Below are 22,728 nucleotides of genomic sequence, written 5' to 3'. Positions count from 1 at the left end.
AGAGGTTTCCTTCCCCATGTGCAAGCGGTTCCGGCTGAATTATGCTCGGTTACGCGCCTTTCAGGGAATAACCTGCCGAACGAACCGTGCGGATCGGGTCATCCCCACCCTGGCTCATCAGGGCCTTGCGCAACCGCCCGACATGGACATCCACCGTCCGCGCCTCGACATAGACATCGGAGCCCCAGATCCCGTCCAGTAGCTGCTCGCGTGAGAAGACGCGGCCTGGATGCTGAATGAAATAGTCGAGAAGGCGATATTCCGTCGGGCCGAGATGGATGCTGTTTCCGGCGCGATCGACGGTATGGGTCGTGCGATCAATCGTGATGTCGCCAACCGTGATCTTGTCCTCGATCAGGGCCGGACGAATACGGCGCAGAACCGCCCGCACCCGGGCCATGAGTTCGGTCGTGGAGAAGGGTTTGGTGACATAGTCATCGGCGCCGGTATCAAGCCCGCGAATGCGGTCGGCTTCTTCGGACCGGGCTGTCAGCATGATCACGGGCATGTTCGCCGTGTCCGGCTTTGAGCGAATGCGTCGGCAGACTTCGATGCCCGGCACTTTCGGAAGCATCCAGTCGAGCAGCACAAGATCTGGCGCGCGTTCTTCGAGGAGAAGCATGGCTTCATCCCCGTCCGGCGCCACCGAAGTATCATAGCCTTCACGTTCAAGATTGTAGCGAAGCAGTTCCGCGACTGCCTTGTCGTCTTCAGCGATGAGTACGTAGGGCTTCAATGGTCAGCTCCCGCTCGCGGCCTTTCTGGCCTGAATATGTTCTGGTGTCGCCGCCTCGCCGGTGACCATGTAGTAGACAGCCTTGGCGATATTGGTGGCGTGGTCGCCGATCCGTTCGAGGTTCTTGGCCATGAAAATCAGATGGGTGTTCGAGCCAATCTGGCGCGGGTCTTCCATCATGTAGGTCAAGGTCTCGCGGAAGAGCGACATGTAGTGATCGTCAATATCATCATCGAGATCGAGGACATTGATGGCCGCGTCGACATCCTGGCGCAGATAGCAATCCAGCGCGATCTGCAGCTGGTGCGAGACGGCCTTGGACATCCGCTCGATGCCTTTCACGGCGGCGCGATTTTCGTCACCGTTCAGTTCGAGGCACCGTTTCGCGATGTTCTTGCAGAGGTCACCGATCCGTTCGATGTCGCCGGCAAGTTTCATCGCACCGAGAACGGCGCGAAGGTCGGCAGCCATTGGGTGGCGCAGGGCGATCAGGCGGATGATGGCCTGCTCGGCTTCGGCCTCAAGCTCGTCGATCGCCTTGTCACGTTTGACGATCTCACGGGCAAGTTCGAGGTCATAGGTCGAGACGGCGCGGCCGGCGTCCGAAATCATGGATTCGGCAAGGCCGCCCATTCTCAGCAGGTTTGCTGAGAGGTGCTCAAGCTCGTCGGTAAAGGCAGTAACAATATGGTCGGACATATGAGGTTCGTTTCGGTCCATCAGCCAAAGCGGCCAGTGATGTAATCTTGTGTTCGGCTGTCTTCTGGGTTGGTGAAGATGCGCTCTGTGTCGCCATACTCTACCAGTTTGCCGAGATGAAAGAAGGCTGTGCGCTGCGAAACACGCGCGGCCTGTTGCATTGAGTGCGTGACGATGACGATGCAATAGCGCTCGCGAAGTTCGTCGATCAGCTCTTCGATGCGGGCCGTTGCGATCGGGTCGAGGGCGGAACACGGTTCGTCCATCAGGATGACTTCCGGGCTCACAGCGATGGCGCGGGCGATGCAAAGACGCTGCTGCTGGCCCCCCGAAAGGCTTGTGCCCGGCGCTTGCAGGCGGTCTTTGACCTCTTCCCACAGACCTGCCTTGCGCAGGGACGACTCGACGATCTCGTCCAGCTCGCTCTTGCCAGATGCGAGGCCGTGAATTCGGGGGCCATAGGCGATGTTGTCATAGATCGATTTCGGGAACGGGTTCGGCTTCTGGAACACCATGCCGACACGCGAGCGCAGCAGGACCGGGTCGATCGAGTGATCATTGATGTCGGCGCCGTCCATGATGATCTTGCCCGATACGCGAGCCGACTCGATCGTGTCGTTCATGCGGTTGATGCAGCGCAGGAAGGTCGACTTGCCACAGCCAGACGGCCCGATGAAGGACGTCACAGCGCGGTCCTGGATCTCCATGGAGATGTCGTAGATAGCCTGTTTCTCGTCATAGAAGACGTCGATGTTGCGGCAGTCTACTTTTGTCATTTCCGCCATGTTCAGGGCCTGTTTGTTGCGTGCGGTTTCGGTGAAGTCTTCAACGTTTCCGTCCATGACTACCATCTCCTTTCAAAGCGGCGGCGTAATACGATTGCGATAAGGTTCATCAGGACCAGGAAGACGAGCAGGACGATGATGGCCGCTGCCGTCTGAGGCTCCCAGGCGCGCTCGGCCCCTGTTGACCATTTGTAGATCAGGACGGGCAGGACCGTTGATTCATCGGTGGGGCCATCAGGCACTTCCGCCACAAAGGCGACCATGCCGATGAGCAGCAGCGGCGCCGTTTCGCCCAGCGCGCGGGCCATGCCGATGATCGAACCGGTCAGGATGCCGGGCGCGGCCAGCGGAAGGACGTGATGGAAGACAGATTGCGTCTTGGAGGCGCCAACACCCAGCGCGGCCGTCCGGATGGATGGGGGTACGGACTTCAGCGCCGCGCGCGATGCGATGATGACGGTTGGCAGGACAAGCAGGCCAAGCACCAGTCCCCCGACAAGCGGGACCGATCGCGGCATGCCGAAGAAATTGATGAAGACGGCCGCGCCGAGCAGGCCGAACACAATGGAAGGGACGGCGGCGAGGTTGTTGATGTTGACCTCGATGAGGTCCGTCATCCGGTTTTTCGTCGCGAACTCTTCAAGATAGACGGCCGCGAAGATCCCGACCGGGATGGCGAGAAGGGCCGTAACAAGCATGGTGAGCAGCGAGCCAGCGATGGCAGCTGCCGTGCCGGCGAGTTCGGGATAAGTGCTGTCGGCATTCGTAAAGAGGGTTGTATTGAACTGTTTCTTGATACGCCCGTCAGACTTGAGCAGCATCGTCCAGGCAATCTGGCGGTCGCTGACAGTGCGGTTCGCTTCGGCCTGCGCCAGGACAAGGGCCGTAATGTCTTCGGGTGCGGTGGGCGCCGCTCGCTCGCCAGCCAGATAGCTGAGCGCCAGTTCGTCGTTCGAGAAGCCTTGCAGCGTATACCAGGTCTTGCCAATGCCGATCAGGGTCGTGGGCGAGGAGTCGTCGAGCGACTGTTCCTGAAACTGGTTGATGGCACTGGTCATGGCGCCCGTGTCCGAGCCGCCTGTCAGGCTGACGTCCAGGCCGTCTCCGATTGAGCCGCGGGCTGTACTGAAAGCGCCAAGGTCAATTGATTTGCGTTCGGTGATGCCGCCTTTGAGGAAGAGGTCGATGTCATCGGCGAGCGCGACGGTGAATTTCTGCTGGGTGCCGACGGTCTCGACATGTTTTGCGGTCTTTTTCGCAACCGGTAGGACGGCAAGGCGGGTGAACAGGCCGAACAGCTCGCGGGTCTCTGTGGCATCGGCGTCGTCTGTGAGGAACTCACCGCGCAGTTGGTCTTGCAGAAGCAGATTGAAGCCGCTGACATTGCGGGCGATCGCGTCGGGATCACGGGTCCCGTCTGGCGTAATATCGGCAGCATCCAGCGTCAGATCAAAGACGAGGACGTTTCGCTGGAAGGCAGAAGAGGCCTGGCCAAAGATCGAGACGAGCAGCGTCACGAGCGCCACAACCGCGATGCCAATGGCAAGCTGTCCGTAGAACTTGAAGCGCGCCTCTGCGGCGTGGCGCTTCTTCAGCCGTTTCAGGGCTGCTTCGGTGACGAAGCCTCCCTTGGTTTCGGGGGTGGGAGCCGGGCTATTCATACTTTTCCCGATATTTCTGAACGACGCGCAGAGCGATCAGGTTGAAGACCAGGGTGACGATGAACAGTACGAAACCGAGCGCGAAGGCAGACAGCGTCTTGGCGCTGTCGAATTCGGTATCCCCGGTCAGCAGGGCGACGATCTGGACCGTGATTGTTGTGAGGTCAGATGTCGGGTCAGGCGATATCTGCGCACGCTGACCGGCGGCCATCACCACGATCATCGTTTCACCGATGGCGCGGGAGACAGCCAGCAGCAGGGCCGCGATGACGCCGGGCAGGGCGGCGGGCATGACGACCTGCTTGACCGTTTCGGACTTGGTTGCCCCCATGGCATACGCCCCGTCGCGCAGGGTTTGCGGCACCGCATTGATCACATCATCCGACAGCGAAGACACGAAGGGTATGATCATGATGCCCATGACAAGGCCGGCGGCCAGCGCGCTGGTCGGTTGGGCGGCCAGCAGAGAGTCCGGGGTGAACGGTAGGCTGTTTACCCAGACGGCAAGGCTGCGAATGAGAGGCGCGACGAATTGAAGGGCGAAGAAGCCATAAACAACGGTCGGAATGCCAGCCAGGAGCTCAAGGATCGGTTTGACGATGCTGCGAAATCGCGGAGAGGCGTACTCGGACAGATAGATCGCCGAAAACAGGCCAATCGGCGCGGCAACCAGCATCGCCAGAAATGCGATCATGAATGTGCCGAAGAAGAGCGGGATGGCCCCGAAGTCTGTCCCGGTTTGCGCGTTCCACTCCGTTCCGAAAATGAAGCCCAGCACCGGCACGCGCGCAAAGAAGCGCAGCGCCTCGAAGAACAGGCTCGCCACGATGCCGACGGTGGTCAGGATCGCGATTGCAGCACACAGGAACAGCATCAGCTTGATACCGTCCTCGACGCGCGCGCGGGCCCGGAACTCTACAGACAGCCTGCTGCGGGCGAAGAAGAAGGCGATGCCCGCACCGAAAAGGGCAAGGCCAATCGCAATGATGCGCGAAAGGCCGAGCAAATTTGTGTAGCGGTCGGTTGCGGCATCGAAGAGTGCATTTCCCGTGGTTGCATCTGGTCCGCGGTGAGAATTCTCAGCCAGACGGTCGAGATACTGGCCAAGTTCCAGCGATCCGAGGTCGCGAATGCGTTGCGGCAGCTCACTGGCGAGCTGGCTCCGCACCATCGAGTCGCCGAAGAGCGCGTAGATGATCAGGATGACCGCCGCCGGCGCAATCGTCGCCATGGCGAGGAAATAGCCGTGATAATTGGGCTGAGAATTCAGTCTAACCGTGCTGCCATGTGCTGTCGCCACGGCGGTTGTGCGTCCAACGAAGAACGCCACGAAGCCTGCCGCCGCGAGCACCGCGAACAACAGCCACGCGACCGGGAGATGACCAAATGTTTCCAGCATACAGCCGCCAAGAATCCAAACCTTGGCGCCTCATAACGCGGCTGCTTGACACATATGTGACACACACCGCTTTCAAGCAGAAAACATGTGCGATTCTTTAGTCGGCGCTGAAGGTCAGCTCTGCCTTTAAATGCAGTTGATTGCCCGTGGCGGGGTGAGTGAGCCGCAGCGACAAGGCATGCAGACAAAGTCGCTGCGCTGTTGCTGGGTTGCCATATAGCCGGTCGCCCAGGATTGGATGACCGATGGCTGCGCAATGAAGGCGCAGCTGATGTGTACGGCCAGTCAGCGGTTCAAGTTCAAGCCTGGTTTTGCCAGAGCTGACCTCCAGCTTGTGCCATATCGTGCTGGAAGGCTTGCCGCTGACCCGGTCAATCTTGCGCAGGGGGCGCGCGTCCCAGTCGCGGCCAATCGGCAGGTCGATCTGTCCGCTATCGCCGTCCGGTTCGCCTTCGACCCAGGCGATGTAGCGCTTGTCGACCGCGCTTTCCGCGAAGGCTCTGGACAGGGCCTTCATCATTTCGGTCGTGCGCGCAAAGATCAGGAGGCCGGACGTATCCATATCCAGCCTGTGGACGACCCCCAGCCATCCGTGATCGGCCTGCAGCAGGCTGAGGGCGCTGGTCTGGCGGGCGTCGCCCTTACCGGGCACGGATAGAAGGCCCGACGGCTTGTTCACGGCGAGCAGCGCGTCGTCCTGATAGACAATCTCAAGCTTGAGGCCGGGGTCCGGATTGTAGGGCGGCGCTTCGGGGACCGTCCGCATCAGTCGTCAGCGCTTGTCGCGGCCGATTTTTCAGCCACTGGCAGCCAGACACCGAAGGCGGCCCCTTTGCTTTCTTCGCTGGCCACGCCGAGGCCGCCGCGATGACGCGCCATGATGTGCTTGACGATGGCGAGTCCCAGTCCTGTGCCCTCAATCGAGCCACCACGGCTTTCATCGGCGCGGTAGAAGCGCTCGCCGAGGCGGGCAAGGTGCTTTCGGGCGATGCCCTGGCCGTCATCCTCGACGCGCACCCAGGCCGCTGGGACCTCTGCTGAGGCCCGTGGCTGCAGCAGGATGGCACGCGTCGCTTCTGGTTGATTGCCGGTCGCCTTGCGGCCTGCATCAAGCATGGACGGCGACGTGCCAGCCATCACCCTGACCGTGCCGCCAGAGGGCGAATATTTGAGCGCGTTTCCGACGAGGTTCTGGATGACCTGTGCGATCTCATCCCACTTGGCGGTAATCCGGACTTTGTCTTCACCGCCCTCCAGTTTGAGGGTGATCGAGCGCTCTGCAGCGATGGGCTCCAGGGCGAGCACTGTCTGGCTCAGCACTTCAGAGAGGTCGATGATCGAGTCAGGTGGGCGGTGCTCGCTGAACTCAATCCGGGACAGCGACAGCAGGTCGGACACCAGGTGGCGCATCCTGTCGGTTTGCTGGTGCATGATCTCCAGGAATCCATCCCAGGAATCGCGATCATTCTTGGCCGGACCGCGCATCGTCTCGATGAAGCCCGCCAGCGCGGTCAGCGGCGTGCGCAGCTCGTGGCTGGCATTCGCAAGGAAGTCCGCGCGGGCGCGCTCGGCGCGGTGAACGGCCGTCCGGTCTTCAAGGAAGATGAAGACGCTCTGAGGGGCGATCCCGGCGGTCAGGTGAGCCAGCCAGAGCTCGTCGCCCTCGCCGGTCATGAACTCGACCCGTTCGCTGGCGCCTGTCCGGGCCACGCGGTCTGTGGCGGTCAGGAGGTCCGGCTGACGGATCGCGACAGATTTCAGCGCGCCCTGCGCCTGCGACATGCGAAATAGATGCCTCACATGATCGTTCAGGGCGTCGATGCGATTGTCGGGCGTAATGTGAAAGGCCGGGAAGGGCAGGGCCTCGATCATCTTGCGGACGGAGGTATTGGCCGAGACGTCAGTTCCGCCATTGGGCGCGACGTCTTCCTGGATCCGCTCGGGCGGAACGGACCCGACGAAATAGGCCAGTGAGCCGGCGCAAAGCACCATGCAGGCCGTCAGCCCCTCAATCCAGCCCAGCGCGCCGGACGCGCTAAGCAGGGCGATGAGCGCGCAGCCCGAAGCCGTCAGGACAAGGAAGTCCCTCGCCCGTTCCGGCCGGCGGCTGGGTGGTGTCTCGGAGGTGCGATCAGTCGATGACATTTGTTTTCAAACCAAGATTGGGTGTGTTCTGCAAGTCTCACTATAGCGAAAACGTCACCCGGTCGCCGCAATATCTACAGTTTCTCAACGTTCATGTGTTGCAACTACAACTAAAATTAGCGGATATTGAATTTCGATAATTTTTTGTTGACAGTCGAGTAGTACGCTCGTAGGTGACGATTGAGAATAGATGAGGGTCTAATGAACAAGCACACCGCCATACTGGGACTCCTGGTATTGTCCGGATGCGCGACTGCGCGGGGCATTTCCGGCGATCCTGTAGAGATATTCGCGGTTGCGCCGGATGCGCCTGCGGCCTGGTCTGCGGCTGGCGTTTCGGGCGAGTTGCCGAGCGGTGACTGGATTGAGCAGTTCAACGACCCGATGATGCAGGAACTGGTGGCCGAATCCCTTCGCGCCAATCCGAACATTCGCGCCCAGTATTATGTCGTCGAGGCGACGCGGGCGCAGGCGCGCGGCGTTTATGGCCGTTCGCTGCCGAATGCGTCCATCGGTGCCTCTGCGGGTGTTACGTCATCCTACGCGCCGAGCGTCGATGATCGGTTTACCGACCCGACCTACGGACTTCGCGCAGATGCTTCGTGGACGCCGGACCTGTGGGGCCGCATTGGCGCGGGCATCGACGCGGCTGAAGCACGCCTGGCAGCCAGCGAAGCTGATCTGGCCGCGGCGCGCCTGTCACTGGCTGCGCAAACCGCAATTGCCTGGACCGATCTTAATGAGGCGCTCTCTCAGGAGCGCGTCGCCGTACAGACATTTGAAGCACGCCAGCGTATCCTCGAGCTCACGGAGCGCCGCGTTGCGCGCGGGCTGACCGATGCGCTCGACGTGCGCACCGCCCGCAGTGCTGTCGCCACGGCCGAAGCGGCCATCGCGGCACGCCGCCTTGCCAGCGGCAACGCCGTTCGCCGTCTTGAAATTCTGCTCGGTCGCTATCCGGCGAACGAGATTGATGCGCCAGCGAGCTTGCCGGACCTCGAACCTATCTCCGCGGGTGGTACGCCCGCCATGTTGCTTGCACGGCGCCCGGACGTTGCCGCCTCCGAGGCACGCGTTGTCGCTGCAGGCCTGCAGGCAGAGCAGGCGCGCCTCGCCATGCTGCCAAGCCTCAGCCTTTCAGCGTCGGCCAGTAACAATGAAACTGATCTGTCAGACCTGTTTGATCCTTCGCGAATTGCGGCCAATGCTATCGCGAGCCTCGTTCAGCCTGTCTTTAATGGTGGGTCGCTGCGCGCGGATCGCGATGCGGCGATCGCAAATGCCGAAGTGGCTGTCGCGAACTATGCCGCGACTGTCCTTTCATCCTGGCGCGAAGTGGAAGACGCCCTCGCGGCCGATGCGCTTCTCGCCCAGCAGGTGGACGCCCAGTCCCGAGCGCTGGAAGAAGCCAGAGAAGCTGAGGTGATTGCCACGCGCCAGTACACCAATGGCCTGGTCACTATTTTCAATCTGATCGACGCCCAGACCCGTAGACTGAATGCAGAAAGCAATCTCATTGCCGCGCGTTCAGCGCGCATTTCGAACCGCATTGCCTTCCATCTGGCACTTGGAGGCGGGATCCCGGGAGAGCCGGGTTCTCAAAATTCTGATACCATAACGCCGTAAATCACAGAGACCTCCCATGAAACGTATCATAATGCTCATATTGCCCGTCCTGGTTCTGGCCGGCCTGGTCGTGGGTGGCTTTGTCCTGATGCAGGCCTTGAAGCCGCAACCTGAGCGCGCCGAAGAAGAGCCGCGTGGCCTGTCCGTTTTTGCGGAGGCAGCGGAAATAAGGGACCTGTCTCTGACCGTGAAGGCCCAGGGTGAGGTCAAGCCGAAGCGCCAGATCGTCGTGGCGCCGCAAATCAATGGCCGCATCTCTTACGTGTCCCCTGATTTTATCGATGGCGGCTTTATTCGTGAGGGGCAGGTTCTGGTTCGTCTTGAATCCGAGGACTATCGGCTTGCGATTGTTCGCGCGCAGTCTGGCGTTGCATCAGCTGAACAGCGCCTCGCCCGCGAAGAAGCCGAGGCCGAACTGGCCCAGCAGGACCTCGAAGAGCTCGGTATTACAGAAACCAGTCCGCTTGCTCGTCGTGAGCCACAACTCGCCGAAGCGCGCGCGTCCCTGGACTCTGCCAAGGCCCAGCTGGCCGATGCTCAACTGGCGCTGAACCGGACCGCAGTGACGGCTCCGTTCTCAGGCCGGGTTCGCGAACGCAGCGCCGACCTTGGCCAGTATGTCGGCCCGGGCCAGTCGCTCGGAACGATCTTCGCGACCGATGTCGTCGAGGTTTCCCTGCCGCTGTCTGACGAAGAGCTTGGCCGGGTTGGCCTGCCATTGGCGTTTGCTGAGTCGTCCACCGAAAAAGGGCCTGACGTGATCTTTACTGCAAATGTTGCAGGTCAACCGCGTCAGTGGGAAGGCCGCATCGCCCGGACGTCCGCCGCGATCAATCCGCAAACCCGCCTGGTCAACGCGATTGCCGAACTGAAAGACCCGTATGGTGCCGGTTCGGATGACGGTGTGCCGATGGCGCCTGGCCTGTTCGTCAATGCTGAAATCGAGGGCCGTTATATTGAAGGCCTGGTACGCGTGCCTCGCTCTGCCCTTCGCGGTGTGGATGAGGTCTTCATCGGCGACGGCCCTGCCGGCAAGCTGGACATTCGCGAAGTCGATGTCGTCTACAGCGATGCGGAAGGTGCATACGTCGCCGACGGTGTTGAGCCGGGCGAGCTTGCGATCATCTCGCCCATCCAGGCGGCGTTTGATGGCATGACCATCCAGGTTGTCGAGCGGATGCCCGATGGCGAACTGATCCAGCGCACGCCTCGTAACAAGCCGGATACCGATTCCGAAGACGAGGCTGCCCTGGCCGCCGGTGATATGGACGGAGTGGAACAATGAACGGTCTGGTCGCCTGGTGGGCAAGGAATTCAATTGCGGCGAACCTGTTGATGGTTATCGCCTTCATCGGCGGCACGTTCGGCTTTCTAAGTCTTGAAAAGGAAGCTTTTCCCGCGGCGGACTTTAACGGCGCCTCGGTTTCAATCGCCTGGCCGGGCGCGTCCCCGCAGGACGTGGAAGACCAGATTGTTGTGCGTCTTGAGGAAGTGGTCGCTGATATTGACGGCCTGAAACGCCTGACTGGCACGGCGCGCGAAGGCGTCGGCTATGTAAACCTCGAATCCGAACTGGACGTCGACATCGACGAGTTCGTTGACGAGGTTAAGCGCCGGGTCGACACAATTTCCAATCTGCCGCAATCATCCTTCCCGCCTCAGGTGCAGCGCTGGCGGCAGGAAAATCCCTATATCGGCCTCGCCGTTCACGGCAATGTCGATCGCAAGACACTGAAATATTACGCTGAAGAAGTGCGCGACGATGTTGCGTTGATTGATGGCGGCGAGCTTGCGCAAGTCTGGGGCACGCTCGGCGAGGAAGTCTCTATCGAGGTGTCTGAAGAAGCGCTTCGCCGCTACAATCTCAGCTTCGCCGAAGTGGCGCAGGCGGTGCGTAATTCATCGCTGAATTCATCGGGCGGCAATGTGCGCACCGACACCGGAACGGTGGCTGTGCAGGCGCGCAAACTTGCCGATACGCGCGAGGATTTCGAGGACATCATCGTTCGCGAAACGCTGGATGGTGGCACCATCCGCATTCGCGACGTGGCAACAGTGATTGACGGCTTCGTCGATGGCGAGCTTGACGCGACATTTGATGGCGAGCCGACCGCTTTCGTCATGGTGCAGACGCCTGAAAAAATGGACATCGAAGCCTACTCGAAAGGCATTCTCGATTATGTCGAGCGTGCCAATAGCGGCAAGGGGCAAGTGGGCCTGCCGACAGGTCTTCGTATCGACCTCCTGTTCGACCAGTCCGAAGTCTATACCGGCCGCATGAAAACCATCACCTCTGCCGCTGTGCAGGGGATGATCCTGGTGCTCATCATCCTGCTTCTGTTCCTGCGCCCGATCGTGGCGTTCTGGGTGACGATCGGTATCGGCACCGCATTCGCTGGCGGTATGCTGATCCTGCCACTCTTCGGGATTTCGCTGAACTTCCTGTCGCTGTTTGCGGTGCTGCTCGTAATTGGTGTTGTCGTCGATGACGCGATCGTTGTCGGCGAGAACATTCACAAGGAAGTCGAAAGCGGACGCGGGCAAGGCCTGGACGCGGCCACAGTTGGCACGCAGCTGGTGCTGAAGCCTGTCATGTTCGGTGTTATCACGACCATGATCATGTTCGCGCCGTGGATGTTCCTTCCGGGACCGGAGCGCCAGTTCACATCACAGATTTCCTATGTCGTGATCGCGGCATTGACCTTCTCGCTGATCGAGTCCCTGTTCATCCTGCCGGCTCACCTGGGCCATATGGAGCCACAGAAGTTCACCGGTCCGATAGGCAAGGTGCTGCGCTTGCAGCAGACGATTGCAGACAGCCTGATCACGTTCGCGAACAAGATTTACAAACCTCTGCTCGAAGCGGCCGTAAGGTATCGCTACGTGACGATCGCTGTGTTCACCGCGACCTTCGTCTGGGCGGTGATGCTGGTTAGCATGCAGATTCTGCCTGTACGCGTGATGCCCGACATTGAGGATGATCTTATTCAGGTCAGCGTCGACCTGCCGGATGGCACGCCGCAATCGCGGTCACTGGAAATCCGCGACCAGCTTCGCGTTGCTGTCGAGGAGTCGCGTGAGGCGCTGTCCCAGCAATATCCGGAACTCACCGATCCGCTGATTGGGGATGTTTCAATCATCGCCGAGGAGGGCCGTCTTCAATCCTTTATTGGGCTTATGCCTGCCGAAGAGCGCCCGACCGGCGTGACGACCAAGATGATCTCGGACGAAATCCGCGACCATTTCGGGGATGTGCCGGATGCTGAGGAAGTGAACTTCGCGTTCACGGTGAACAACTCCAGCAATTCGATCCGCTTTGCGTTGAACCATGACGATCTCGATCTGCTTCGGGCAGCGGCTGATGAAGTAAAAGCCCAGCTTGCAACATATGCAGAGACGTATGACATCAGCGACAACCTCTCCTCGGCCGCCGAGGAAATCCGGCTTGGTCTGAAACCGGGTGCCACGACACTGGGCATCACGCTCAGCGACGTGACCTCACAGGTGCGTGCGGCCTATTACGGTATCGAGGCCCAGCGCCTGCCGCGCGACGGCGACGATGTGCGCGTCATGGTGCGCTATCCTGAGAGCGACCGCCGCTCCCTCGACAGTCTGCGTGACCTTCGTATCCGGACCTCGGATGGGCGGGAAATCCCGCTCGCCCAGGTCGCCGAGATCGAGTTTGCCCCCGGCATCAACCGCATCCTGCGCCGGGAGCGCAAGCGGTCGGTCACCGTGTTCGCGGACCTGGTCGGCGATGGCACCCGCGCGCAGATCTCGCAGGACATGGAAACCAATTTCTGGCCGGAATTCGCCAAGAAGTACCCGCAGATTACGCGGGGTGCGATTGGTGAAGCCCAGTCGGAGGCTGAGTTCTTCGGGGATATCATCAAGCTCTATCTCATCGCCTTCGTTGCGATGTACATATTGCTGGCGATTGCCTTCCAATCGTATTCGCAGCCCTTATTGCTGATGGTCGCCATTCCGTTCGGATATGCGGGTGCGGCGTTCGGGCATGTCCTGTTTGGCGTCCCGATGGCGATCTTCTCGCTGTTCGGTATCGGCGCCGCAGCCGGCGTTGTGATCAACGATAACCTTGTGCTCGTTGATTATATCAACAGGCGCCGGGATGAAGGCGCAGGCGCGCTGCAGGCGATCGTCGATGCTGGCGTTTCGCGTTTCCGTCCCGTGCTCCTGACGTCTGTGACGACCTTTGTGGGCATTCTGCCGATGATCACGCAGAAGTCGGTGCAGGCTCAGTTCCTGAAGCCGATGGTGGTGTCGCTCGGTTCAGCTGTCGCCTTTGCGCTGTTTGTGTCGCTCCTCATGGTGCCCGCGCTTTATGCGGTCGGCTGTGAAGTCGGACGCATCTTCCGCTGGACCTGGGGTGGTCGCCCTTATCGCCAGATCGGCGAATCCTATGAGGGTGAAGTGAACATCGACGAGGAAGAACTTATCGGCTCCTCTCATGGAGGTCGCGCACACCCCGCCGAGTAGTCTCCGGGTGCAAATGAAGGGTGGATTGTGGGCGGCTGTGCCCTAAAAACAAGTTCATCTTGCAATCATTTGCTTCGAGGAGACGAAGAATGCGATCACTATTCCTGAGCGGCTCGGCTTTGGCTGTGCTGGCGGCTTGCACCACCACGACGGTGCCTGACCAGACAGAGACTGTTGCGGTGGTTGAGCCACCAGCCGATACGAGGGAAGTGGTCACAGTTTCCAGGGATGACTGGGGCGAGTTTGGGCTCGATCTGGTCTCGATGAAGCCTGATGTCGACCCGGGCGACGATTTCTTCTCTTATGCCAATGGCACCTGGTACGACGACTTCGAAATCCCGGCCGACCGGACGAGCTACAGCTCTTTCACGCTGCTGCGTGAGAAGTCCGAACAGCGCGTACGCTTTATCATTGATGATCTCGCCGAAGCGCAGCCTGATCCGAGCACGCTGGAAGGCAAAATCGCTGCTTATTACAATGCCTATCTCGATACCGATTCCATTGAAGCGAAGGGCATGGCGCCCGCGCAGCCTTATCTGGACAAGATCGCCAGCTTGGAGACACGCGATGATCTGGCCAAGCTGTTCGCGACGCCTGGCTTCGACTCCCCTGTCACCGGTTGGGTCGACGTCGATTCCAAAGACACTGACAGCTACATCTTCTACATCACGCAAGCGGGACTTGGCCTGCCGGACCGCGACCAGTACCTGGAAGATAGCGAGAAAAATCTCGAATATCGCGAGGCCTATAAGGCCTATCTGACGCTTCTTCTCGGCGAAGCAGGTTATCCGGAGCCAGCGCAATGGGCCGAAGCCGTCTTCGACCTGGAAACGAAGATCGCCAAAGCCCACTGGGACCGCACGGTCAGCCGCAACCGCAACCTGACTTACAACAAGCTTTCCAAGGCTGAGTTGGTGGCGCTGGAGCCGGACTTCCCGATGCAAACCATTCTGGAGACGCTCGGCATTGATGATGAAGCGGCATACGTCGTGCGCCAGCTCTCGCCAACGCCACAGGAAGTGTCCGATTACGGCCTGACCGAAGAACAACTCGCGGATATTTCCGGCGGCGGCATTGTCGGCCTGCTCGACCTGATGGCGAATGAGCCAATCGAAACCTGGAAAGCCTATTCGGCGGCCCACTTTCTGTCGAACCGCTCCGACGTGTTGCCGGCGAAGATCGACGAGGCAAGCTTTGCGCTCTACGGCAAGCTGCTGAACGGTCAGGAAGAACAGCGCGAGCGCTGGAAGCGCGGCGTGCAATCGGTCGAAGGCGCGCTCGGCGAGGGCGTCGGCAAGGTGTACGCTGAGCGCTACTTCCCACCTGAAAACAAGGCTGCGATGGACGAGCTGGTCGGCAATCTCAGAAAGGCGATGGCTGACAACCTCCATGAGATCACATGGATGAGCGAAGACACCAAACCGGAAGCCTATGCCAAGCTTGACAAGTTCACGCCGAAGATCGGCTACACCGAGAAGTTCGAGACCTATGACGACCTGACTGTCGGTGATGATGCATTCGAGAATGACATGGAGGCCAATCGCTGGGCGTTTGAGGACATGATGTCCAACCTTGGCGGGCCGATCGACAAGACCGAATGGTTCATGCTGCCGCAGACGGTCAATGCCTACTACTCGCCGAACCGCAACGAGATTGTTTTTCCGGCCGCCATCCTGCAGCCGCCTTTCTTCAACATCTCGGCTGACCCCGCGATCAATTACGGCGCCATTGGCGGCGTGATTGGCCATGAGATGGGCCACGGCTTTGACGATCAGGGCGCAAAATCCGATGGCGACGGCGTGCTTCGCAACTGGTGGACGCCGGAAGATGAGGCTGCGTTCAAGGCGCTAACCGACGCGCTTGTCGGTCAGTACAATCAGTACTGCCCGATCGATGAGGGGGAGACCTGCGTGAACGGACGCCTGACCCTTGGCGAAAACATCGGTGACCTTGGTGGCCTGTCGATGGCTTACAAGGCGTACAAGATGAGCCTCGACGAAAATGGCGACGGCGAAATCAGCGCCGACGAGGAAGCGCCCGTGCTGGGCGGGATGACCGGTGACCAGCGTTTCTTCATGTCCTGGGCGCAGGTCTGGCGGACGAAATACCGCGACGATGCTCTTCGCCAGCGTATACTGACGGACCCGCATTCGCCGCCGGTTTATCGCGTAAACGGCGTCGTCCGCAACCTGGACGAGTGGTATGACGCATTTAACGTCACTCCAGAGGATGAACTTTATCTTCCGCCTGAAGAACGTATCCGCATCTGGTAGCCGTTGAAGCTTCAGCAGAACAGATGAAAAGGGCCGGCGAAAAGCTGGCCCTTTTTTTCTGTTCGTTCAGCCTGCGGATGAAAAAAAATGGATTATCAGTCTTCACAACCCAGCTGGATTGTCATTTCATTCCAGGATTGATGCTCTGGGGAGGGCACAGCCATGCCAATGCCAAACGCCGTTCAATCGTATTTCGACGACCTCGAAGGACCCATGAAACCCATTGCGATCCGGTTGGCTCAGGCGATCATTGCTCAGCATCCGGGCCTTAAAGCAACACTGGCCTGGAACTATCCGTGCTGGTTCGGTCATGAGCGCATATTCTCGGTCATCGCCCATTCGCGTCATTGCAACCTGCAGTTATGGTCGGGCGCGCGTCTTGCGAAGGATTATATCGGCCGGATCGAAGGAAGCGGGAAGATGCTGCGCCATGTGAAAGTGCGCTCGCCGAGCGATATTGACGATGAGCTTCTCGATATTATCGACCGCGCCGTTCAACTCGATGAGGTGGATCCGGCGCGGGTCAGATAGATTTCATCTTGGCGATGGACGCAATTGGCTTAAGTTGGTCTTCATCAAGCAAGGAATTCTCACGATGCTTCGACCAGCCCTATTTGCCATATTTGCCCTGACGGCCTGTTCCGGCGCCGCCCAGAGCGCAGACGATGGCGAAGCAAACGCCTCCACATCAGAGATCAGCGAGACCGATCAGATGACCGCCAATGTTCACGATGTCGCTTTCAAGTCCATCGACGGCAAAGACATGCCGCTAGCCGATTTTGAAGGAGAGGTCCTCCTGGTGGTGAACACCGCCTCCAAGTGCGGCTACACCCCTCAATATGAAGGGCTGCAGGCCCTGCATGACCGGTTTGAGCAGCAGGGCTTCACGGTTGTTGGCGCGCCCTCGAACGATTTTGGCGGTCAGGAGCCTGGCACCGAAGAAGAGATCAAGACGTTCTGCGAGATCAATTTCGGGGTTGATTTCCCGCTGACATCAAAGGTGCATGCGATCGGGCCCGAACAGCATGAATTCTGGCAGGTTGCCAAGACGGGGCTCGGCGAAGCTGCCGAGCCGAAATGGAATTTTCACAAGGTTCTCGTCAGCAAGTCTGGCGATGTTCTCAAGGCCTATCCGTCATCTGTGAAACCGGGCGATGAAATCCTGGTGGCGGACATCGAGAACGCGCTAGCCAACTAGCGTCAACTGTGCTTGTTTCTTCTCATCGAAGATCATCTCGCAAGAAGGATGGTCCAGATGGGAGTTGAACATGTTCCGCATATTTACGTCGGGCTCTGCGCCGCGATGCCGGACAGCGAATGGCTGTACGCTGGCCCATGCAGCTTGCGGCGATTTTTGTCGTCAATCAGGCCTGTCTTGTCCGCCGATTGAGGTCGGTCTGGCAGGGGCCGCAGATCAGCGCTCCACACTAATCAAATCAGAAAAATCAGGAGGAAACCCATGCTGAGGTCAAAGCTCAAAACATGGCTCACGGCCAGCGTGATTGCGGCCGGTGCGTCGCTCACGCCTGCTTTCGCGCAGGACACCGGCATCCCGGATGCCACGCCGATTGTGACGACTGAGCACGGCGATGTACAAGGACTCGTCGATCGTGGCATCGAGGAATATCTCGGCCTGCGCTATGGCAAGGCACCCATTGGCGAGCTGCGTTTCATGCCGCCGCAGAAGCCCGATGACTGGGACGGCATCTATGACGCCACCGATCTCGGCGCGCCAGCTATGCAGATGTACAGCGCGAGTGGGCCGCGTACCTCTGACTGGTCACGTCAGATGCAGACGATTTTCCCGACCTACACCGAAGCCAAGATCGACAATGAAGACGCGCTGTTTCTGAATGTCTGGACGCCCGCTGCCGACGACAAGAAACGGCCTGTCATGGTCTGGTTTCATGGCGGCGGATACGCTTACGGCTCTGGTGGCTGGCCGGCCTATGATGGACGAAACCTTGCCGAAAAGGGCGATGTCGTCGTTGTGACGGTGAATCACCGTCTCAACGTGTTCGGCTATCTCTATCTCGGCGACAAGTTCGGTGAGGATTATGCAGCCTCTGGCAACCTCGGAAATCTGGACCTCGTCGCGTCGCTTGAATGGGTGCGCGACAATATCGAGGCGTTTGGTGGCGACCCCGACAATGTCACGATCATGGGCGAGTCCGGCGGCGGCTCGAAGGTCTCGCACCTGCTGGCCACGCCGGCTGCGGACGGTCTCTTCCACAAGGCCATCATCCAGTCTGGCCCCGCTGTGACGTCAGGCAAGAAAGAGGAGGCGGCCGAGTTTACCGACAAACTGCTGACGGCCACGGGCATCGAGACCGTTGAAGACCTCCGTGCCATACCGGCTGAAGAGCTTCTTGAAGCCGGTCGCAGCATCGGCGGTATGCGGTTCGGACCGATCGTTGATGATGTCGTCCTGCCGAGCAATCCGTTCATTCCTGCAGGTCCCGAGCAGTCGAAGGATATTCCTATCCTGATCGGCTCCAACAAGGACGAAATGACGATCTTCATGGCCGCCCAGCCCTGGTTCGGTGTGCTTGATGATGAAGATCTCGACAAGATGGCGCCCAGTTTTGGTCCGCAAGGACCGGCTCTGGTCGAGTATTACCGCGGAGAGCTGCCTGATGAGACGCCAACCTATATCGCGATCCGCGCCCAGACCGCTCGCTTCATGCAGGGCACGCATATCCTCGCGGCGCAGAAAGCCCGGCAGGGTGGTGCGCCGGTCTATGTGTACTGGCTGACCTATGAGACCGACACCAATGGCGGCATCCTGAAAAGCCCGCACACGCTCGATATTCCGTTCATGTTCGACAATGTCGAGGAGTCTCGCGTGCTGGTTGGCTCAGGAGAAGGTCCTGTGGCGATGGGCGAGATGATGTCCGATGCCTGGATCAGCTTTGCGAAGACAGGCACGCCATCGTCGGACCTCCTGCCAGAGTGGCAGCCTTACCAGCCGGATACGCAAATGGTGATGGAGTTGAATGTCGAGCCGAAGATGATCGCCAAACCGGAAGCTGGCGCCCGCGAGATTTTAGGCGCAGGCCGCTAACCCACTGGCCAGACTGATTATTCTGAAGCGGGCGCTCTGCATAGGGGCGCCCGTTTTTCATGCTGTCGGCGAAAGTGCAGAATAAGTCCGATACTTAACTACATTTATCTTTGAGGGTGAGAGAACGTCATGTATGATGCTCCGATAATACCTTGGGAGAAAAATAAATGAAGAAAACTGTTTTCGTTCTGGCTGCGGCTGCTTGCATCTCGTCGGCCGCCTATGCTGAGGGGAATGACACGCTGAACGTCCTCATCGCCAATGATGCGGTGATCACGACGCAGGGCTTGTCCATCCCGATCGACTACAATGAAGACGGCACCTATAGCGGCGTTGCGATGGGGTCGAGCTTTACCGGTTCATGGCGCATCGAGGGCGACTCACTTTGCACCACGTCCACACTGTCGCCAACGGAATCCTGCACCGAGTATCCCGAAGGCAAGAGCGCTGGCGATGAATTTGAAGTCACCAGCCCGACACTCGGGACGGTCACGGTTAAAATCAACGAATAACCTTCGCGTCTATTGCGAGGACAAAGTGAGGGGGCGTTCCTGTCGGGACGCCCCCATTTCCTTGTCTAGAACGACGGGTTGATCAGGAACTTCTCGCCTGTGCGTTTGGCGTTGTACGACTTCAGCGTCTCGACGTTTAGCGCGTCCTTCAGCGAGATTTCATCGGTGTAGTGGCTGGCGAAAGTGGTTTTCAGCTCATCCATGACGCGCTTGCGCAGTTTGGCGCGGCCTTCGGCACCGATCTTCTGCAGGAAGTAGGTCAGAAGGTAGCCGCCTGTGCTCCAGGCCATGCCGACGCCAGGCGGTATGGTGGTCGGGCTCATGTCGAGGCGGCCATAGATGTAGACATGCTTGGGCTTGGCTGAGCCATATCGGCTATATTCCGCGCCCATATTCGCCGCGGCCTCCATCGCCGTGAGAATCTGGCCAGCGAGCGGTCCGCCACCAATAGCGTCAAAGCCGAGTGTCGCCTTCGTCTCTGCGAGGGCCGCAATCAGGTCTTTCATAAAGCTGTCGCTGCTGGAGTTGACGATGTATTTCGCGCCGAGATCGCGCAGGATCTTTTCCTGTTCCGGTTTGCGGACGATGTTCACCAGCGGCACGCCATCAGCGATGCAGATCTTGTTGAGCATCTGGCCAAGGTTCGATGCGGCGGCGGTATGAACGAGGCCTTCATGGCCTTCCATGCGCATCGTTTCGGGAAAGGAGAGAGCGGTCAGCGGGTTCACGAAACACGACGCGCCATCGCGGGCGCTCGCGCCGTTTGGCAATTCCATGACTTGCGCCACGTTTAGCATCCGGTACTCGCCGTAGAACTCACCGCCGAGGCCTGTCACCAGCTTGCCCATCAGGGCTTGCGCTGCATCCGACGAGCCCGCGGCAACGACCGTACCAGCGCCTTCATTGCCAACAGGAAGGGATTGGCCGACACGCGCTTTCATCGCCCGCATGGCTTGCTCAGGTATCTTCGCCGTTATCACGGGGCGATCCGCCGTGCCGGACTGGGTTGCCGTCGACAGGTCAGCGGCCCCGACCAGCAGGCCGAGGTCTGACGGGTTGATAGGGGTGGCTGCGATACGAATGAGGATGTCGTTTTCGCCGGGCGTCGGAACGGAAACCTCGGCGAGCGAGAGCTCCAGCTCGCCAGAGGATTTGACTTCGGACCGCAGCTGTAGCGCGGTGTCCGGAATTGAGTTCGACATGGGTAACCTCCTGATTTGTCTCGTTCTGTTGGCGGGCAGGATGAAGGCTCGTGCCCTTCAATACAAGCGCGGCATGGAGGTCCTCAGTTTTGCTAAACAGGCGCGACATAGAAGGCGGTAGGCCTTGACGCTGCGGCCACGGAAGCGCACATCTTCGCACACGCAACATCACAGAGACCACTGGAGGAAATAATGGCTCAGGACCCCATCGTAATTGTAGGTATGTCACGCACCCCAATGGGTGGACTGCTGGGGGACCTTTCCGGCCTCTCTGCCAATGAACTCGGCGCGCTCGCCGTAAAAGCGGCCGCAGACGAAGCCAAGCTCGGCGCCGACGAAGTCAACGAAATCATCATGGGCAACTGCCTCCCGGCCGGCCAGGGCCAGGCGCCGGCGCGTCAGGCGGCGATCAAGGCCGGTCTCGACAAGGGCACCGAAGCGACCACGATCAACAAGATGTGCGGCTCCGGCTTGCAGGCAACCGTGATGGGCGCCAATGCGATCGCTGCAGGCAATGCAAATGTCATCGTCGTCGGCGGTATGGAATCCATGACCAATGCGCCGCACCTTGTCGATCTGCGCAAGGGCCACAAATATGGCGCCACCAGCATGAAGGACCACATGGCGACGGATGGCCTTGAAGATGCCTATGCAGGCGGGCCGATGGGTAACTTCGCTGACATGATCGCGCGCGAATACCAGTTCACGCGTGAACAGCAGGATGCCTACGCCCTCGAAACGCTGGACCGCGCGAAGAAGGCGACCGAAGCTGGCAAATTCAAGCGCGAGATCACGCCGGTCACGATGAAGACCCGCAAGGGTGATGTCACCGTCGACACCGACGAGCTTCCTCGCACGGCCCGCCCGGACAAGATCCCGACGCTGCGCCCAGCCTTCAACAAGGACGGTACGGTCACGGCCGCGAACGCGTCTGCGATTTCTGACGGTGCTGCAGCGCTCGTCCTGATGACCCAGTCCGAAGCCGAAAAGCGCGGCCTCAAGCCGATCGCGAAGATCGTTTCGTCTTCAAGCCATGCGCATGAGCCGGAATACTTCACGACTGCGCCGGTTCCCGCGATGAAGAAGGCCCTCGAAAAAGCGGGCTGGACCAAGGACGACGTTGAACTCTGGGAGATCAACGAAGCCTTTGCCGTTGTTCCGATGATCGCGATGAAAGAGCTCGGCATTTCACATGATATCGTGAACGTGCACGGCGGCGCCTGCGCCATGGGCCACCCGATTGGGGCCTCCGGGGCGCGTATTCTCGTGACGCTGCTGGCAGCCATGGAAGACCGCGATGCGAAGAAGGGCGTTGCGTCGCTCTGCATCGGCGGCGGCGAAGGAATCGCCATGTGCGTTGAGCGCGCCTAGTAGCTGGCCTTTCAACCTAAAAACCGGGATGTAGCGGAAGCGTTTCGGACACATCCAGGCTTTGATACAGGGCGGGTTAATCCCCGCCCTTATTTTATGTGATCAGCCAATCCGCTCGCAACGCGTGTCGATGACATGACCCGTTCTGGGCGAGACGAAGCGGTTATGCAGATGGTTTGGCGAGTCCGTTGGAGACGCAAACCATCGGAATATGGCGTGGTTTGAGGGGATCAGCCTGAAATTGAATAGCCAGTTCGGGGACGTATGGTCCGGCGGCATCAGTGTCCAGCTGCCCTGACCAGAGACTTCGTAGATTCTCGAGGTTGCGACGTAAACCACTGTCCCTTGGGCGGACAAACCGCCGCCCTCCGCAATGTTGGCAATCAAATCAATCGACACGACAGGGCTGTTTGAAATGCAGCGCCATTTGCCGGTCGGCGCCGGAGGACGCCCGGTTGGTGCCCGGTTTTCAGGGTCGCTTCCCAAGTGTGCCGCCATTGTCTCAGCATTCGCGGCTTCGAACGCCATGGCGTTTTCATCCTGCAGGCTTGCCTGTTCAGAATTGATGTTTTGTGAGGATTGGTCTGACGCCGGAGGGCTCGACATCCGCGCGCCAAAGTTCTGATTCATGCTTCTCGACACCGCGTCCTGCCGATCCGCCATGCGTTTTCTCAGGGCTTCCAGTTTATCGTCGCTCATGGATGAACACCTCCTGTAGTGAAAGGCGCAAACCAATGGCAAAGAGGGTCAAATTTCTA

At 59.5% G+C, this 22,728-nt stretch carries 18 protein-coding genes; 9 read left to right on the top strand and 9 right to left on the bottom strand.

The window, feature by feature from the left end; genetic code table 11:
* Positions 1-49: 49 nt before the first annotated feature.
* From phoB to WNY37_RS17185, 7 genes are all read right to left on the bottom strand, one after another.
* A complete protein-coding gene (gene phoB, locus WNY37_RS17215) occupies positions 50-736 on the bottom strand; it encodes a phosphate regulon transcriptional regulator PhoB (RefSeq protein WP_342974634.1) in 687 nt (228 codons plus the stop codon).
* 3 nt (positions 737-739) lie between these two features.
* A complete protein-coding gene (gene phoU / locus WNY37_RS17210) occupies positions 740-1,435 on the bottom strand; it encodes a phosphate signaling complex protein PhoU (RefSeq protein ID WP_342974633.1) in 696 nt (231 codons plus the stop codon).
* Positions 1,436-1,455: 20 nt separating this feature from the next.
* Positions 1,456-2,220 (bottom strand): phosphate ABC transporter ATP-binding protein PstB, encoded by a 765-nt coding sequence (gene pstB / locus WNY37_RS17205; protein ID WP_342974912.1) that lies wholly within the window; start codon positions 2,218-2,220, stop codon positions 1,456-1,458.
* A 59-nt stretch (positions 2,221-2,279) separates the two neighbouring features.
* Entirely contained in the window at positions 2,280-3,881 is a 1,602-nt protein-coding gene (gene pstA, locus WNY37_RS17200) for a phosphate ABC transporter permease PstA (protein WP_342974632.1), read from the bottom strand.
* Entirely contained in the window at positions 3,874-5,280 is a 1,407-nt protein-coding gene (gene pstC, locus WNY37_RS17195) for a phosphate ABC transporter permease subunit PstC (protein ID WP_342974631.1), read from the bottom strand. The genes pstA and pstC overlap by 8 nt, the downstream gene beginning before the upstream one ends.
* Before the next feature lie 97 nt (positions 5,281-5,377).
* Positions 5,378-6,046 carry an RluA family pseudouridine synthase gene (locus WNY37_RS17190; protein WP_342974630.1) on the bottom strand — a complete coding sequence of 223 codons (669 nt, stop codon included), beginning with the start codon at positions 6,044-6,046 and terminating at the stop codon, positions 5,378-5,380.
* A complete protein-coding gene (locus tag WNY37_RS17185) occupies positions 6,046-7,425 on the bottom strand; it encodes an ATP-binding protein (protein ID WP_342974629.1) in 1,380 nt (459 codons plus the stop codon). The genes WNY37_RS17190 and WNY37_RS17185 overlap by 1 nt, the downstream gene beginning before the upstream one ends.
* A 201-nt stretch (positions 7,426-7,626) precedes the next feature.
* Here WNY37_RS17185 and WNY37_RS17180 point away from each other — a divergent pair, with 201 nt between their 5' ends.
* From WNY37_RS17180 to WNY37_RS17145, 8 genes are all read left to right on the top strand, one after another.
* Complete coding sequence (locus WNY37_RS17180) at positions 7,627-9,051, top strand: efflux transporter outer membrane subunit (RefSeq protein ID WP_342974628.1); 1,425 nt, start codon at positions 7,627-7,629, stop codon at positions 9,049-9,051.
* 16 nt (positions 9,052-9,067) lie between these two features.
* A complete protein-coding gene (locus tag WNY37_RS17175; RefSeq protein WP_342974627.1) occupies positions 9,068-10,336 on the top strand; it encodes an efflux RND transporter periplasmic adaptor subunit in 1,269 nt (422 codons plus the stop codon).
* Positions 10,333-13,548, top strand: coding sequence for an efflux RND transporter permease subunit (locus tag WNY37_RS17170; protein WP_342974626.1), 3,216 nt, complete (start codon positions 10,333-10,335; stop codon positions 13,546-13,548). The genes WNY37_RS17175 and WNY37_RS17170 overlap by 4 nt, the downstream gene beginning before the upstream one ends.
* An 89-nt stretch (positions 13,549-13,637) precedes the next feature.
* Positions 13,638-15,821 (top strand): M13 family metallopeptidase, encoded by a 2,184-nt coding sequence (locus WNY37_RS17165; RefSeq protein WP_342974625.1) that lies wholly within the window; start codon positions 13,638-13,640, stop codon positions 15,819-15,821.
* Positions 15,822-15,983: 162 nt separating this feature from the next.
* The gene (locus WNY37_RS17160) at positions 15,984-16,352 is read left to right on the top strand and encodes a DUF1801 domain-containing protein (protein WP_342974624.1); all 369 of its coding nucleotides are present in this window, start codon (positions 15,984-15,986) and stop codon (positions 16,350-16,352) included.
* A 64-nt stretch (positions 16,353-16,416) separates the two neighbouring features.
* Positions 16,417-17,019 carry a glutathione peroxidase gene (locus tag WNY37_RS17155; protein ID WP_342974623.1) on the top strand — a complete coding sequence of 201 codons (603 nt, stop codon included), beginning with the start codon at positions 16,417-16,419 and terminating at the stop codon, positions 17,017-17,019.
* A 261-nt stretch (positions 17,020-17,280) separates the two neighbouring features.
* A complete protein-coding gene (locus tag WNY37_RS17150) occupies positions 17,281-18,885 on the top strand; it encodes a carboxylesterase family protein (RefSeq protein WP_342974622.1) in 1,605 nt (534 codons plus the stop codon).
* A 167-nt stretch (positions 18,886-19,052) separates the two neighbouring features.
* A complete protein-coding gene (locus WNY37_RS17145; protein ID WP_342974621.1) occupies positions 19,053-19,397 on the top strand; it encodes a hypothetical protein in 345 nt (114 codons plus the stop codon).
* 65 nt (positions 19,398-19,462) lie between these two features.
* Here WNY37_RS17145 and WNY37_RS17140 read toward each other — a convergent pair whose 3' ends face one another.
* Positions 19,463-20,599, bottom strand: a complete 1,137-nt coding sequence (locus WNY37_RS17140; protein WP_342974620.1) for a zinc-binding dehydrogenase — start codon at positions 20,597-20,599, stop codon at positions 19,463-19,465.
* A 192-nt stretch (positions 20,600-20,791) separates the two neighbouring features.
* Between WNY37_RS17140 and WNY37_RS17135 the strand changes: the two genes are divergently transcribed.
* A complete protein-coding gene (locus WNY37_RS17135; protein ID WP_342974619.1) occupies positions 20,792-21,970 on the top strand; it encodes a thiolase family protein in 1,179 nt (392 codons plus the stop codon).
* 102 nt (positions 21,971-22,072) lie between these two features.
* Here the strand turns inward: WNY37_RS17135 and WNY37_RS17130 are convergent, their stop codons facing one another.
* Positions 22,073-22,669, bottom strand: a complete 597-nt coding sequence (locus WNY37_RS17130; RefSeq protein WP_342974618.1) for a hypothetical protein — start codon at positions 22,667-22,669, stop codon at positions 22,073-22,075.
* Positions 22,670-22,728: the final 59 nt, after the last annotated feature.

Origin of the sequence: Henriciella sp. AS95 (assembly GCF_038900055.1) — a bacterium.
Lineage (GTDB): Bacteria > Pseudomonadota > Alphaproteobacteria > Caulobacterales > Hyphomonadaceae > Henriciella.
This window is presented reverse-complemented; position numbering and strand designations above follow the sequence as displayed.